The 14,290-nt window shown below is 66.5% G+C and carries 12 protein-coding genes; 4 read left to right on the top strand and 8 right to left on the bottom strand.

Annotated elements, in window-relative coordinates:
* Positions 1–18: 18 nt before the first annotated feature.
* On the top strand, positions 19–1,347 hold the full coding sequence (locus GRI99_RS16290) for an MATE family efflux transporter (protein ID WP_160773130.1): 1,329 nt from the start codon (positions 19–21) through the stop codon (positions 1,345–1,347).
* Positions 1,348–1,457: 110 nt separating this feature from the next.
* Here GRI99_RS16290 and GRI99_RS16285 read toward each other — a convergent pair whose 3' ends face one another.
* From GRI99_RS16285 to GRI99_RS16275, 3 genes are all read right to left on the bottom strand, one after another.
* Positions 1,458–2,249: a response regulator gene (locus tag GRI99_RS16285; protein WP_160773129.1), complete on the bottom strand. Its 792-nt coding sequence runs from the start codon at positions 2,247–2,249 to the stop codon at positions 1,458–1,460.
* Between the two features lie 315 nt (positions 2,250–2,564).
* Positions 2,565–2,978, bottom strand: a complete 414-nt coding sequence (locus tag GRI99_RS16280) for a response regulator (protein ID WP_237438416.1) — start codon at positions 2,976–2,978, stop codon at positions 2,565–2,567.
* An 87-nt stretch (positions 2,979–3,065) separates the two neighbouring features.
* Positions 3,066–4,226, bottom strand: coding sequence for an N-acetyltransferase (locus GRI99_RS16275; protein ID WP_160773128.1), 1,161 nt, complete (start codon positions 4,224–4,226; stop codon positions 3,066–3,068).
* Between the two features lie 127 nt (positions 4,227–4,353).
* Between GRI99_RS16275 and GRI99_RS16270 the strand changes: the two genes are divergently transcribed.
* Positions 4,354–5,439: a fatty acid desaturase family protein gene (locus GRI99_RS16270; RefSeq protein ID WP_439098445.1), complete on the top strand. Its 1,086-nt coding sequence runs from the start codon at positions 4,354–4,356 to the stop codon at positions 5,437–5,439.
* 65 nt (positions 5,440–5,504) lie between these two features.
* Entirely contained in the window at positions 5,505–7,019 is a 1,515-nt protein-coding gene (locus GRI99_RS16265; protein WP_160773126.1) for an MBL fold metallo-hydrolase, read from the top strand.
* A gap of 4 nt (positions 7,020–7,023) precedes the next feature.
* On the opposite strand, the gene lptG is transcribed toward GRI99_RS16265, so the two are convergent.
* The 5 genes from lptG to GRI99_RS16240 all read right to left on the bottom strand — a co-directional run bounded on the left by lptG (position 7,024) and on the right by GRI99_RS16240 (position 12,907).
* Complete coding sequence (lptG, locus tag GRI99_RS16260) at positions 7,024–8,124, bottom strand: LPS export ABC transporter permease LptG (protein WP_160773125.1); 1,101 nt, start codon at positions 8,122–8,124, stop codon at positions 7,024–7,026.
* Complete coding sequence (locus GRI99_RS16255; RefSeq protein ID WP_160773124.1) at positions 8,114–9,358, bottom strand: LptF/LptG family permease; 1,245 nt, start codon at positions 9,356–9,358, stop codon at positions 8,114–8,116. Before GRI99_RS16255 ends, lptG begins: the two co-directional genes overlap by 11 nt.
* 97 nt (positions 9,359–9,455) lie before the next feature.
* Positions 9,456–9,839 (bottom strand): ATP-dependent Clp protease adapter ClpS, encoded by a 384-nt coding sequence (clpS, locus tag GRI99_RS16250; RefSeq protein ID WP_160773123.1) that lies wholly within the window; start codon positions 9,837–9,839, stop codon positions 9,456–9,458.
* A 220-nt stretch (positions 9,840–10,059) separates the two neighbouring features.
* Positions 10,060–10,878: a phasin family protein gene (locus GRI99_RS16245; RefSeq protein ID WP_160773122.1), complete on the bottom strand. Its 819-nt coding sequence runs from the start codon at positions 10,876–10,878 to the stop codon at positions 10,060–10,062.
* Between the two features lie 115 nt (positions 10,879–10,993).
* A complete protein-coding gene (locus GRI99_RS16240) occupies positions 10,994–12,907 on the bottom strand; it encodes a PHA/PHB synthase family protein (RefSeq protein ID WP_160773121.1) in 1,914 nt (637 codons plus the stop codon).
* 150 nt (positions 12,908–13,057) lie between these two features.
* Between GRI99_RS16240 and GRI99_RS16235 the strand changes: the two genes are divergently transcribed.
* Positions 13,058–14,257 carry an LL-diaminopimelate aminotransferase gene (locus GRI99_RS16235; RefSeq protein WP_160773120.1) on the top strand — a complete coding sequence of 400 codons (1,200 nt, stop codon included), beginning with the start codon at positions 13,058–13,060 and terminating at the stop codon, positions 14,255–14,257.
* Positions 14,258–14,290: the final 33 nt, after the last annotated feature.

The following is a 14,290-nucleotide window of genomic DNA, read 5'->3' as shown; positions in this document are numbered from 1 at the left end:
GCATATGGATCACCTTACATGAGCGAGAAGGCGCGGCTGACGCGCGGCTCTGTCGCCGGCCACCTGCTGCACCAGACCACGCCGATGATTGTCGGGGTGGCGGCGATCATGTCGATCGGCCTCGTCGATGCCTATTTCATCGGCCAGCTCGGCGCCGGGCAACTGGCAGCGATGAGCTTCGTCTTCCCCGTCACCACGGCGCTGGGCAGCGTGGGTGTGGGCGTGATGGTGGGCACCAGTTCGGTCGTCGCCCGGGCCATCGGCGCGGGTGACGAGGAACGCGCCAGCCGCTGCGCCGCCCTTGGCGTGGCGCTGGGCCTGGCAACGGGCCTTGCCGTGGCCGTGGCGCTGCTGCTGGGCCAGGACGCGCTGTTCGCCGCGATGGGCGCACGCGGCGCGGTGGCCGGGCACGTGGCCAATTACATGCTACCCTATGCCCTGGGCTTTCCGCTGCTGCTGACCATTTCCGGCCTCAACGGCGTGCTGCGCGCGCAAGGTGCGGCCAAGTCCAGCACGGTGGTTTCGCTGGTGTTCGCCGGGGCCAACCTGGTGCTAACGCCCCTGCTGGTTCCGCTGCTGGGTGTGCCGGGGGCGGCCCTTGCCACTATCGCCGGCTGGCTGATGGGCGCAGGGACGGGCCTGTGGCTGGTGCGGCGCGGCGAGGTTCCGTTGCGGCTGGCCCTGTTGCGGCGCGGCAACCTGCGCGAGCCTTTGCGCCAGGTGCTGCGGGTGGCCCTGCCCGCTGCCTTCACCAACTCGATCAACCCCGTGGGTCTGGCGCTGCTGACGGGCTGCCTTGCCAGCGAGGGCGCGGCGGCGGTGGCCGGCTTTGGCGTGGGCGGCCGCCTGCAACTGGCCGCCGTGGTGCCGCTGCTGGGCCTTTCCGGATCGATCGGTGCCATCGTGGGGCAGAACTGGGGTGCAGGCCAGCACGACCGGGCGCGGCAGGCGCTGTGGCAGGCGGGGCTGTTCTGCCTGGGCTATGGCCTGCTGGCGGGGCTGGTGCTTTATGCCCTGCGCGGCTGGCTTGCCGGGGCCTTCAGCGAAGATGCGGCGACCATCGCCGCCGCGCGCGAATACCTGTCGATCGGCGTCTGGGGCTATGCCATGTTCGGCCTGTTCATCGTGGCCAACGGGGCGATGAACGCGGTTGACCGGGCAGGCACGGCCATGGCCCTGTCGATCACCCGCAGCCTGCTGGTGATGGTGCCGTTCGCCATCCTGACGCAGCCATTGTGGGACGCGAAGGGCGTCTATTTCGCGGAACTTGTCGCCAATATCGCGGGCGGCAGCGCGGCGGTGCTGGTGGCCTGGCTGGCGCTGAAGGGGCCGCCAGCCAGGCGGTAAGCAATTTTTGCGGGCTCAGACCACCCGCCCTACCTACCCCACCCGGCCACCAATGATCCCATCAGGCTATGGCGGCCGAGCGGGGTAGGTGGGGCGGGTGGTATGCTAACTCAATTGAGGGGCCGGCTCGACCCGAAGAACAGCGCCTGGGCAATCGCCGCGCGCACCGATTCTTCCTTGAACGGCTTGGTGATCAGGTATGTCGGCTCGGGCCGGTCCCCGGTCAGCAGGCGCTCCGGATAGGCGGTGATGAAGATCACCGGCACCGGGGCCAGCGCCAGGATATCGGCCACGGCATCAAGGCCGGAAGAGCCGTCGGCAAGCTGGATGTCGGCCAGCACCAGGCCGGGCATTTCCTGCTCCACTACTTCCTGCGCCTGGGTACGGGTGGCGGCAGTGCCGCAGATCGAATGGCCAAGGCCGGACACCAGGTCTTCAAGCTGCATGGCGATCAGCGGCTCGTCCTCGATGATCAGCACATTGGTGCTGCTATCGCGGTCGATCTCGGCCACGGCGCTGGCCACCAGATCTTCCACCTCGTCCTTGCTGAGACCCAGCACGGCACCGGCTTCGGCAGGCGAGAAATCTTCCAGCGTTGTCAGCAGCAGGGCCTGCCGGCTGACCGGGGTGACGCGATCGAGGCGGAGCTGGGTGGCAACGTCCAGGTCGGACGATCCGCCATCACCCACCGGGGCCACCTGGGCGCCGGTCCACAGCTTCGAGAAAGCGGCATAAAGCGGAACGCGGCCGCCGGCGAGCGAGGCGGCCAGGTCCGCATCGGCCAGCGCGGCCTCCAGCGTGGCACGGACATAGGCGTCGCCGGCAGTCTGCGAGCCGCACAGGGCGCGCGCATAACGACGAAGATAAGGCAGGTGAGCGGCAACTTGGGCGCCGATAGTCATGGATTGGCCCTTCCCGATAAAATCCTGTTCCCCGAACGCACGCCAAAAGCCTTGGTTCCCGGGTTGCTGATACACTTGTTAAGGCAGCCATACGCGCCTTCCCGTGGATCGCAAAAAAATTGCAGGGGGGCGTGGAACCGAACTGCGCGTGGACCATTTTACCCTTGTCACCGCCGATACCCCCCTCCCGTCCAAAACGGTGGTGATACGATCCCGCAAGGCCCCCGTCCCGCCCCGGACGGGGGCCTTGTCATTTGCGGCAAGCACACAGAGCTGCACGCAAAGCCGGGCGATCCTTCTGGAAAAGTTTGGGAATCAGCCCTGAGCGGCCATCAGGTCCGCGGCCAGGCGGCGCGTGTCGTAGGGCTTGGCATAGACCGATCCCAGGCGCTGCACCTCGTGCGGCACGGCTTCGGGCTGCCCGGTGGAAAAGGCAATCCACGGGGGGCGCGTGCCCAGCATGCTGACCATTTCGGCAAGCGCCCAGCCATCGCCACGGTCACTGAGCTGAACGTCCAGCACCACGGCCTGCGGCATCCAGCGCTCCAGTTCCGCCGCAGCCTGCTGCATGCTGGCGCAACTGACCACCTGGCGCGCGCCGGCATCCATCAGGGCCTGTTCCAGGTCCATCGCCAGCAGCGGATCATCCTCCACCACCAGCACGCGTGGACCCTTGCGCCGCCGGGCTCGTGCCAGAAGGCTACCGGTCGATGTGGTCAGGCTGGGCAAGGCGCAATTCCCCCGGAGTCGGCGGTTGCCGCTCCTGTCCTGCTGAACGACGCGTGCCTGCCTTGGTTCCCCAAGCGGTGGCGGGGCCTAAAGCGGCTTTTCCCAGATGGTGTAGGTGCGGTTCATCTTCGCCTCGATGGCGTGGGCGATGGCCACCATTCCCTGGTTGTCCTCCAGGATCCAGCCCACTTCCGCCCGCCGCGCGCCGCATTCGGCCACGGCGTAGCGGCGGATGTATTCGATCATCATGAAAGCCAGCTGGCTGGCCATGCGGCTGTTCTGCAGGCGGGTGACCACGCCCATCAGCGGCACGCGGAAATTGCGGCTTTTGGGATTGCGCAGCCACCACAGCAGCCTGGCCCAGTTGAACGGGAACAGCTTGCCCTGCATTGTGATCAGCTTGGTGTTGATATCGGGCAGCGCCATCATGAAGGCCACCGGCTCGCCATCCAGCTCGGCGATCATGTTGGCCCCTTCGATGATGATCTGCTTCAACTTCTTGCCGGCATAGGCCTTTTCCCGCTCGGTAAACGGCACGAAGCCCCAGTTGTTCGACCAGGCTTCGTTGAGGATGCGGATGATGATCTGCGCCTCGTTTGCGAAATCGGCCTTGTTGACCGTGCGGATGCGGATGCGCGGGTTCTTCTCGCCCATCGCCACGATGCGGTTGACCAGCTCGGGGAAGCCGTCGGCCACGTTGTGCAGGTCATAGGTGTGGAGCAGCTTGGCCACGGTGTAGCCGCCCGCGCTCTCGATCCAGCCCTGGTAGTGCGCCGGGTGGTGGCCCATCATGATCATCGGCGGGTGATCGTGGCCCATGGTCAGCAAGCCCGGCTCTTCCCAGATCGACATGGACAGCGGGGCGAGCACGCGGGTCATCCCTTGCCCTCGCAGCCACTCTTCGGCCGTGGCGATCAGGGCGTGCATTACCGCCTCGTCCTCGGCCTCCATCAGGCCCCAGTTGCCGGTGCCGGGGCCCATGCCCTGTTCGGGCGGCTGGGCCAGGGCCAGCTCGTCGATATGGGCGGAGATGCGACCGACCACCCGGCCATCGCGCCGGGCCAGGAAATACTGCACGCGGGCGTGCTCGTGGAACGGGTTCTTGCCCGGGGTCAGCAGCTCCACCATGTCGGCGCGCAAGGGGGGCACCCAGTTGGGGTCTGATCCATTGAGCCGATAAGCCAGATCGATAAATGCGGCGAGGTCCGCCTTGCCGGAGACGGGGGTGACTTCTATCTTGGCGGTCATCTCTCTTCCCAACCCAAGGCCGTTCATACGCCGTTCGCCCTGCGCGTGCTTTGGACCAAGGTCAAGCGCACCGCCGCTTGATTTACGACAAGGCCTTTTTCGGGTAACGCGCCCAACGATACGCACGATGAACATGCACCTGCCCCCTGACATGGCGACCGCCGCGCCGCTGAGAAAGTCGGACATTCCCGACGATCGCGAGCTGCTGCGCGCCGCGGCGGAGCTGACGCGCGACATCAGCACGGCCCGTCCGGAAATCTACTGGCCGGACATGCTGGCATCCGCGCTGGTCGGCTATGGGGCCCTGGCAGGGGCCATCCTGGCCGACAGCCTGCCCGTGGCGCTGGCCTGCGGGCTGGTGAGCGTGATGGCGCTGTACCGCGCGCTGCTGTTCATCCACGAGATCACCCACCTGCACCGCAACGCCCTGCCCGGCTTCCGCACCGCGTGGAACCTGCTGGTGGGCATTCCGCTGCTGACCCCCAGCCTGATGTACGAGCAGGTGCACACGATCCACCATTCGCGGATGCGCTATGGCACGGCGGAAGATCCGGAATACCTGCCGCTGGCGCTGATGAAGCCCTGGAGCCTGCCGGGCTTCGTGCTGGTATCCATGCTGGCCCCGCCCGCGCTGCTGCTGCGCTGGGGCGTGCTGGGCCCGCTGGGGCTGGTGGTACCCGCCGTGCGCACGTTCGCCTGGGAGCGGGTGTCGTCCCTCTCCATCAACCCCGATTTCCGCCGCCGCGCGCCTGAGACGGAGGAGCAGCGCCGCTGGTTCCTGTTCCAGCAGGTGGGCGCCAGCCTGTGGGCGCTGTTCGTCCTCAGCACTCCGCTGTGGCTTGGCTGGAAGCCGTTGCTTGTGGCCCTGGCGGTCACTTCACTGGTGGCGGTGTTCAACCAGCTCCGCACGCTGGTGGCGCACCTGTGGGAGAACGATGGCGAACGGCTGTCCACCACCGCGCAGTATCTCGATTCGGTCAACGTACCGCACTGGATTGCCGGTTTCTGGGCCCCGGTGGGCCTGCGCTGGCACGCCACCCATCACCTGCTGCCCAGCCTGCCCTATCACTCGCTGGGCACGGCGCACAAACGGCTGGCGGCGCGCTTCGGCACCGGCACCACCTATCATGGCGCCAACCATCCGGGCATGATCCCGCTGGTGGTGAAGATTGCCCGCAGCACGATGGGCCAGAAGAACAAGGCGCGCTCCTAAGCGCTTGCATAGCGGGCCGCTTGCTGGTCAATTCCCTGCCATAAGAATTGGGAGGGGAGAGCTGTATGGGCCGCCGGATCATCGTGGCATTGCTGGCTATGCTGGCCTTCACCTCCCCCGTCCGAGTAGCGGCGCAGGATGCCCGCGCGCTGCTGGAGCAGGCGGCCGAGGCAATGGGCGGGCTGGAGCGGCTGCGTTCGCTAGACAACGTCACCTACACTGGCTTCGGCCAGCGCGCCTATTACCAGGGCGGCGGCAACATCACGGGTGACCCGCAGGCACCGATGAAGTGGCAGAATGTGACCGATGTGCAGCGGACGCTCCATCTCAAGACAGGCGTTGCCGACTATCAGGAACGCTGGGGGCAGGAGTTTCCCTTCGCCGGAACTTTCGGCCTCGATTACCAGCGGCGGACCAGCACGCAGAGCGGCGAGCAATTGCTCGATCACCCGCTGCCCGCCCTGCTGGCAGCACTCGCTGACGACACCGAGCTGGGCCCCGTGACCTGGGAGGACGGCCTGACGGTGATCGCTTTCACCCCCGCCAACCACAGCGGGCCGGCCTGGATTGCGCTGGATCCTGCAAGCCACCTGCCGCGCTTTTCCCGCTGGACCAGCCCGCACGCCAACCTGGGTGACCTGACCACAACGGCGTGGTTCTCCGGCTACCTGCCGTTTGCGGGCGTGCAACTGCCGATGGGGCTGCGGCAGGAACTGGACTGGCGCGGCGTCACCAACCTTATGTTGCAGATCGATTCCTACCGGATGAACGTCCCGGCATCGCAATTGCCGCGCGTCGCATCGGTAACGATCGCTCCCCCGCCGCCCCCGCAGGCCCAGGTCACCTCCCTCGCCCCCGGCGTGTGGGACGTGCGCGTCAACGGCGCCGGCGCTGCGGTGGTGGAGTTTGCCAACCGGCTTGTGATGTTCGAAGCCTATGGCGGAGAAGCGCAGACCCTGCTGCGGATCGATGCCGCCAACCGCCTCGTCCCCGGCAAGCAGGTGGAAGCGGTGATCGTGAGTCACCACCATTTCGACCACACGGGGGGCCTGCGTGCGGCACTCTCAAGGGGCCTTGAGGTTATCTCGCATCGGGGCAACGAAAGCATCCTGCGCGAGCTGGCCGAGCGGCCTGCCACCCGCTTCCCCGATGCCCTGGCCCGCAACCCCCGGCCCTTCCGCTTCACCCCGGTGGACGAGCGGCTGGTGCTGGAAGATGCCACCCGCCGCCTGGAGATCTACCGCGTGATCGAACACAGCCACATGCCCAACGGCGTGTTCGCCTACCTGCCGGCAGAAAGGATCATGCTGGAAGGCGACCTGGGCGACGAGGCGTGGAACTACCACTTCTGGGGCAGCGGCTATGCCGCCAACATCGCGCATTACGGCATCGCTCCGGAAACCAACGTGCCGGTCCACGGCAGCGGGGCGATCCCGATGGCAACAGTGCTGGCCAACACGGCGCGGCAGGTGGCAGCCGCGCAGGAGTTGTGCCGCACGCTGGCGGAAGGCGGCCGGTTCCAGCAGGGCTGCCCGGTGCAATATGATGCCGAAGGGGCGCTTGCGCTGGAGCCGCGCTGAGCGGCTACTCCTCGGTCCGCACCAGTACCGTCTCGCCCACCAGGACGAACAGCACGAACGGCCCCCAGGCAGCCAGTAGCGGCGGGTAGCCGCCGAAGCTGCCCATCGCCAGCCCCAGGTTCTCGACCACGAAATAGGCAAAGCCCAGCGCCATGCCGATCACCGCGCGCACGAACAGGCCGCCGCTGCGGGCCAGGCCGAAGCCCGCCACCGCGCCCAGCAGGGGCATCAGCATGGCGGCCAGCGGGCCGGAAAACTTGTGCCACCAGTAGCCTTCCAGCTCCGCCGTCCGCCGCCCGGCCGCTTTCAGCGCGGCGATTGACTGCGATAGCTGGCCCGCCGTCTCGGCATCGGGATCCACGCGGCGCAGGGTGATCTGCGCCAGCGATGTGCCCTCGGCCACCACCAGCGGCGCGGCGGGGCGGCTGGTGCTGGTGGTCGCCACGTCGAACACCACGGGATCCTCGATCCGCCAGCCGGGGTTGGCAAAGCTGGCGCGGCTGCCGGTGATCATGCGGGTGATCATTCCGCCATCATCGCGCTGGTAGAAGGTCACGCCGGTCAGGCGGCTGGCCTCGCCGCGCCCGGCAAGCTGGCGGGCCATCAGCACATCGTTGCCATCGTTGAAGAACACGTTGTTGCGCGTGTCGGGGTCTTCCGGAATGGGGCCGTATTCCACGTCCTCCCAGGCCTTCAGCGTGGCCGTGGCGCGGGTGACCACGCGTTCGTTGAAGGCAAAGCTGAACCCGGAAACGACCGTGGCGGTCAGCAGCAGCGGAGCCAGGATCTGGTGGGCGGACAGGCCCGCCGCCTTCATCGCGATCACCTCGCTGTTCTGGTTCAGCGTGGCCAGCGTGATGATAGTGGCCAGCAGCACCGAATAGGGCAGGAAGCGCTGCACCAGTTGCGGGGCCCGCAGGCTGGCATAGGTCAGCAGGTCGTCCTGCCCGTTGCCGGGATAGGCGAGGATGTCGCCCGTGCGGCTGAGCAGGTCGAGCATCATCAGCACCAGCACCAGCATGGCCAGCACGGCCACGATGCGCACCGCGAACATCTTGGCGAGGTAGACCGTCAGGCGGCGCGAGGGAAAGAAATCAAGCAGCAACGGCCTGCTCCTCCTGCACCGGTTCGGGCTCGTCGCGCATCCGGCGCCAGCGGCGGTTCAGCGCCTTCAGGCGGCGCGCCAGCTTGGCATAGATGCCTTCCAGCGCCCCGATCGGCTGGCCGCCGGGCACGAAGGCGATCTGGTAGAACATCCAGGCGATCAGCGCGAAGAGCACGGCAAACGGCCCCCACAGCGCCAGGAACGGGTCAACCCGGCCCAGCCCCGCCACACTTTCGGCATACTGGTTGACCTTGTGATAGGCGACCACGATGACGATCGAGAGGAAGATGCCCAGCGCGCTGGTCGATCGCTTGGGCGGCACCGCCAGCGCCACGGCCAGCAGCGGCAGCATGATCATCATGATCACTTCCACCATGCGATAGTTGAAGTTGGCCAGGCTCCCCTGCCGCTGCTCGGTGGAAACCTCGGGACTCCAGCCGATGTCGAGCAGTTCGGGGATGATGTACTCGCGCTCGTCCTCGCCCCGTTCGCGGAAGCGTTCCAGCGCGGGCAGGTCGATCGGCAGGTCGTGCCGGCTGAAGCTGAGCACGCGCGGGGTGCCGTTGGGCACCGAGTGGATGATGGTCCCGTCCGTCAGCCGCAGGACAATGGTGTTGCGATCCTCGCGATTGGCCAGGAAGCGGCCTTCGCGCGCGGAGATCGAGAGCACCTGCCCCTTGTCATTCGCCACGCGGGCGAAAATGCCGATCAGTTGCCGCCCGTCATCGCGGCTTTCCTCGATCCTCAGGGCCATGCGGTCCTCGATCGCGGTGAACTCACCCACCTTGATCGATGCCCCCAGCGCGCCCGAGCGGAGCTGGAATTCGAGTTCCTGGTAGGCGAAGCGGGCCTTGGGCTGCATGTAGCCGACGATGGCGAAGTTGAGGCCCATCAGCACGATGGTGAGCAGGTATGGCACCCGCAACAGGCGCACGTAGCTGAGGCCCACCGCGCGCATCACGTCCAGCTCGCTGGTGGTGGCCAGGCGGCGGAAGGCGAAGAGCACCCCCAGCATCAGCCCCAGCGGGATCGCCAGCCCGGCATATTCCGGGATGACGTTCATCAGCATCTCGAACACCACGTTGACCGGCCCGCCCTCGGTGCTGACGAACTCGAACAGGCGCAGCATCTTTTCCAGCAGCAGCAGGCTGGCGGCGAGCGCAAAGATGCCGAGCATCGGCACCACGGTCAGCCGGAAGATGTATTTGTCGGTTGCGGTCAGGAAGCGGGACAAGTGGCTGGCTCAGTAACGGGTCAGGCCCGACGTGGGGAGCATCGCCTTAACCCACAATGTCCCGCAGGTCATGCCCCGATGTGCGGTTGCGAGAAACTCAGGCCTTTTCCAGCGTGCACTGGAGCGGGTGCTGGTTGGCCTTGGCGAAATCCATCACCTGGTTGACCTTGGTTTCGGCCACTTCCAGCGGGAAGATGCCGCACACGCCCACGCCGCGCTGGTGGACATGGAGCATCACGCGGGTGGCCTGTTCCAGGTCCATCCGGAAATAGCGCTTCAGCACCAGCACCACGAATTCCATCGGCGTGTAATCGTCGTTCAGCATCAGCACTTTGTACATGCTGGGCTTCTTGGGGCGGGTGCGGGTCTTGGTGGCAACGCCCACGCCATCGGCAGGACCGCCGCCGGCGCCATGATCGCCATCGTCATCGCCCGCGCAAACGGGTCCGGTGTGCGGCTTCAGGGTGGCGGGTGCGGTCATGGGAAGTGCAAATATCGTATCACATGGCGCAGGTGCAAGATGGGCCTTGGGATTATATCTCGTGGCACATCGCGATGCTGAGGGCCGCAACGCGACCGCCCGCCGGGCGGGGCTTGCGCCAAACGGGAAAACCAAACGGGCCGGACGGAAGAACCGTCCGGCCCGCTCGTGTCGCCGGGAGGGAGAGGAGAGACCCGGCGAGGGAGAGAACGTAAGCGCGTTACGCGGCCTTCGAGAGCTTCTCGACAGCCAGGTTCACGCGGGCCGAGATCGGCGCGAAGGCATCGTTGGCCAGCTTCATGCCGGCTTCGGTGTTCTTCGAGGTCGCGGCGACCATGGCATCGAAGTTGCGGCGCATGATCTTGCCCTGCAGCTGGAACAGTTCGGTCGGGCTCTTCACGGCGGCCATTTCCTTGATGTCGGCAGTCAGGGTCTCGTAGGCGACCTTGGCTTCGTCGGCATAGGTCTTGCCCAGGTCCTGCGCGCCGGCAGCCAGGATCTTGCCGCTTTCCACCACGGCTTCGGCATGGCCCTTGGCCATCTCGGTCATCTCGGCCACCAGGCTGGTGCCCTTGTCATAGGCGGCCTGCGCCTTGCTCTGCATTTCGGCGACGGCGTCGGTCATCGACTTGCTCATCATCTGGGTGAAATCGGTCTTGGTGAAATCGGTCTTGGTGGCCATGATCTTTTCCTTCAACTGGGTGACGCTGAGTGCGGACACGGGCTTGGCGCTGCTTTTTGCAGTCACCTTTGGAGGCTTCCGGACAACCGGAGCCTTGGCCTTGGCCACAACAGCAGGCTTCCTGCGAGACACGGACCGCTTGGCTGGCTTGGCGACCACCGGCTGGGGCGCGGGAGCAGGCTTGGCCGCCACCGGCTTGGGCTGAGCGGCCTTGGGTGCCGGTGCCTGTGCTGCCTCAGCCGCGACAGGTGCCGGGGCTGCGGGAGCGGCAGCCGGCGTGGCCGCAACGGGCTTAACCTCGGCCACCGGCTTGGCGGGGGCCTGTTCAGCGGGGCCAGTCTTGGTCGGCTCAGCCATGGTTTGCTCGCTTGCTCGCTAAAGATTCGGTCCGCAGCACTATTGCTGCAATGCACAAAATAGTGCGTGCGCCTGCGAAGTCAAGAGAGTTTTGTGCAGTGCAACATAAGCCGCATCAGCGCAGTCGGACGTAGCTTCCCGGAGCCGGCTCCAGCGCCGGGTTGCCCTTGCCGCCGGGCTTGCGGCGGCCGGTGGCGGACACGGTATCCGGAGCCAGCGCCTGCAGCCAGCCGTGCCAGTCCGGCCACCAGCTTCCCGGGTGCTCGGTGGCGGCAGCCACGAAATCGGCGACCGTGGCCACGCCGTCATGGCTGGGCTGCGGCCCGGTCCAGTACTGATACTTGCCCGAAGACGGCGGGTTGACCACCCCGGCGATGTGCCCGCTGCCCGCCAGCACGAAACGCACCGGGCCTGACAGGACCTGCGGCAGGCGCAGCACGCTTTCGGGCGGGGCAATATGGTCCTCGCGCCCCGCCTGGACATAGGCGGGCACTTCCACCAGCCCCAGGTCCACAGCCGTCCCGTCCAGCGTCACCGCATCGGGCACCACCAGCGCGTTGCGGCGATAGCAGGTGTCGAGATACTGCCGGTGCCAGCGCGCCGGCAGGTTGGTAACGTCGCCGTTCCAGAACAACAGGTCGAAAGCCGGATAGTCCTGCCCCAGCAGGTAGTGGTTGACCACGGTGTTCCAGATCAGGTCCGTGCCGCGCAACAGGTTGAACGTGGCCGCCATGTAGCGCCCGTCAAGGTAGCCATCGGTGCTGGCGGCCTTCACCAGTTCCAGCCCGGTATCCTCGGTGAACAGCTTCAGGTCGCCCGCGTGCTCGAAGTCCACCTGCGCGGTCAGGAAGGTGACGCTGGCCACCTTGTCCGCCTGCCCGCGCCGCGCCAGCACGGCCAGGGTGGCCGCCAGCGTGGTTCCGGCCACGCAATAGCCCAGCGTGTGGACGGCAGGCACCTGCAGCCGCTCGCGCACCAGGTCGATCACGGCGATCTGGGCGCGCGCGTAATCGTCCATGGTCACATCGGCCATGCTGGCATCGGCCGATTTCCAGCTGACCAGGACCACGGTGATGCCCTGCTCCACCGCCCAGCGCACGAAGCTCTTGGCCGGGTTCAGGTCGAGGATGTAGAACCGGTTGATCCACGGCGGAAAGATGACCAGCGGCACCGCCAGCACCTGCTCCGTCGCGGGGGAATACTGGATCACCTCGTACAGCGGATCACGGTGGATCACCTGCCCCGGGGTGGCGGCCACGTTCTCGCCCAGCACGAAGCGGCTGGCATCGGCATGGGTCAGTTGCCCGGCTTCCAGGTCGTGCGCCAGCCGTTCCATGCCCTTGACCAGGTTCTCGCCCTGGGTGGCGATCGTGCGTTCCAGCACCACCGGGTTCATCAACGGAAAGTTGGCCGGGCTCATCGCGTCCATCACGCTGCGGGTGGCAAAGCGCAACTGCTCGCGCTCGGCCTCGGTCACGCCGCTCAGCGTATCGACCGCTTCGCCCACCTTCTCGGCGAGCAGCAGGTAGGTCTGGTGGATCAGGGCAAACACCGGCTGCTGCTGCCAAGCCGGATCGGCGAAGCGGCGGTCCTTCCGCGGCAGGGCGGGAGTGGCCGGAGCATCCTCGCCAGCGGCATTGAACTGGCCGGCGATCTGCTGCCACAGCGCCGCCCATTCCTGCCATATTTCCTGCTGAGCCAGCGGATCGAGCGCGGGCATCCGGGCATAGAGCCCCTGCATCTGCGCCTGCATCACCTCCAGCCACTGGGCCGGATCGGCCATCAGCGGGGCCAGCGCCTCGCCGCCATCCGCCTGCGCCGGCGGCAGCGACCACAGCTTCAACCAGTTGTCCTGCAGCGCCAAGATGCTGGCCCCCAGCGCCTCGGCATCCTGCTCGCTGGGCAGGGCCTTCACCGCATCGGGCGCAAAGGCCTGCATCACCTGCCGCGCCGCCTCGCCCTGCAGCCGCAGCAGCTCGGTGAAGATGTCGGCCGGCTGGTCGCCAGATGCCCCGTCTGTCTCAGTCATGGCATCCACCATAGCGGCCAATATGTGATTTGGGAGACACCAGAGCGGGCTTTATCGCACCATGCGTTGCGCAAAGCGGCGGATTGGTTCACATCGGCCCGGCGCAACCGGCGCGAAACTGCCCGTAAAACCCAAGAAACGAAAGTGATCATGGATACCGAATTCTACCGCATCAAGCGCCTGCCGCCCTATGTCATCGCCGAAGTGAACGCGATGCGGGCCGCCGCCCGTGCGGAAGGACGCGATATCATCGACCTTGGCATGGGCAATCCGGACCTGCCGCCCCCGCCGCACGTGATCGAGAAGCTGTGCGAAGTGGCGCGCGATCCGGGCGCCCACGGCTATTCGCAATCCAAGGGCATCCCCGGCCTGCGCCGCGCCCAGGCCAATTACTACCAGCGCCGCTGGGGCGTGGAGGTGGACCCGGAACGGGAAGTGGTCGTGACCCTTGGCTCCAAGGAAGGTCTTGCCAGCCTGGCCACCGCGATCACCGCGCCGGGTGACACGATCCTGGCCCCCAATCCCAGCTACCCGATCCACACCTTCGGCTTCATCATCGCCGGGGCCAGCATCCGCAACGTGCCGACCACGGCGGACGACCGCTATTGGGCGGAGCTGGAAAAGGCGATGAACTTCACTGTTCCGCGCCCGACGATCCTGGTGGTCAACTATCCCAGCAATCCCACGGCCGAGGTGGTGGACCTGGAATTCTACGAAAAGCTGGTGGACTGGGCCCGCTTCCACAAGGTGTGGGTGCTGTCGGACCTCGCCTATTCGGAACTCTACTATAACGGCAAGCCCACTCCTTCGATCCTGCAGGTTAAGGGCGCCAAGGACGTGGCGGTGGAATTCACCAGCCTGTCCAAGACCTATTCGATGGCCGGCTGGCGCATCGGCTTTGCCGTGGGCAACCAGACGCTGATTTCCGCGCTGACGCGGGTGAAGAGCTATATCGACTATGGCGCTTTCACGCCGATGCAGGCCGCCGCCGTGGCCGCGATCAACGGCCCGCAGGACATCGTGGAAAGCAACCGCCAGCTCTATCACAAGCGGCGTGACGTGATGGTGGAGGCTTTCGGCCGCGCCGGGTGGGACATCCCCGCCCCGCCCGCCTCGATGTTCGCCTGGGCTCCGCTGCCGCCTTCGCTGAAGGAAATGGGCAGCCTGGAGTTTTCCAAGCAGCTTCTGACCCACGCCGAAGTGGCCGTTGCGCCGGGCGTGGGCTATGGCGAGGATGGCGAGGGCTATGTCCGCATCGCCATGGTCGAGAACGAACAGCGGCTGCGCCAGGCCGCGCGCAACATCAAACGCTACCTGCAAAGCATGGGGGTCAATTCCACCGCCGCCTGAAGGAGGGGTTCGGACGGCGCAGGAACGGGGTCA

This window comes from Alteraurantiacibacter buctensis, from assembly GCF_009827655.1.
GTDB classification, from domain to species: domain Bacteria; phylum Pseudomonadota; class Alphaproteobacteria; order Sphingomonadales; family Sphingomonadaceae; genus Alteraurantiacibacter; species Alteraurantiacibacter buctensis.
This window is presented reverse-complemented; position numbering and strand designations above follow the sequence as displayed.

Coding starts and splice junctions, on each gene's coding strand:
- GRI99_RS16290 (WP_160773130.1), top strand. CDS start 19: ATGAGCGAGAAGGCGCGGCTGACGCGCGGCTCTGTCGCCGGCCACCTG.
- GRI99_RS16285 (WP_160773129.1), bottom strand. CDS start 2,249: ATGACTATCGGCGCCCAAGTTGCCGCTCACCTGCCTTATCTTCGTCGT.
- GRI99_RS16275 (WP_160773128.1), bottom strand. CDS start 4,226: ATGACCGCCAAGATAGAAGTCACCCCCGTCTCCGGCAAGGCGGACCTC.
- GRI99_RS16270 (WP_439098445.1), top strand. CDS start 4,354: ATGAACATGCACCTGCCCCCTGACATGGCGACCGCCGCGCCGCTGAGA.
- GRI99_RS16265 (WP_160773126.1), top strand. CDS start 5,505: ATGGGCCGCCGGATCATCGTGGCATTGCTGGCTATGCTGGCCTTCACC.
- clpS (WP_160773123.1), bottom strand. CDS start 9,839: ATGACCGCACCCGCCACCCTGAAGCCGCACACCGGACCCGTTTGCGCG.
- GRI99_RS16245 (WP_160773122.1), bottom strand. CDS start 10,878: ATGGCTGAGCCGACCAAGACTGGCCCCGCTGAACAGGCCCCCGCCAAG.
- GRI99_RS16240 (WP_160773121.1), bottom strand. CDS start 12,907: ATGACTGAGACAGACGGGGCATCTGGCGACCAGCCGGCCGACATCTTC.
- GRI99_RS16235 (WP_160773120.1), top strand. CDS start 13,058: ATGGATACCGAATTCTACCGCATCAAGCGCCTGCCGCCCTATGTCATC.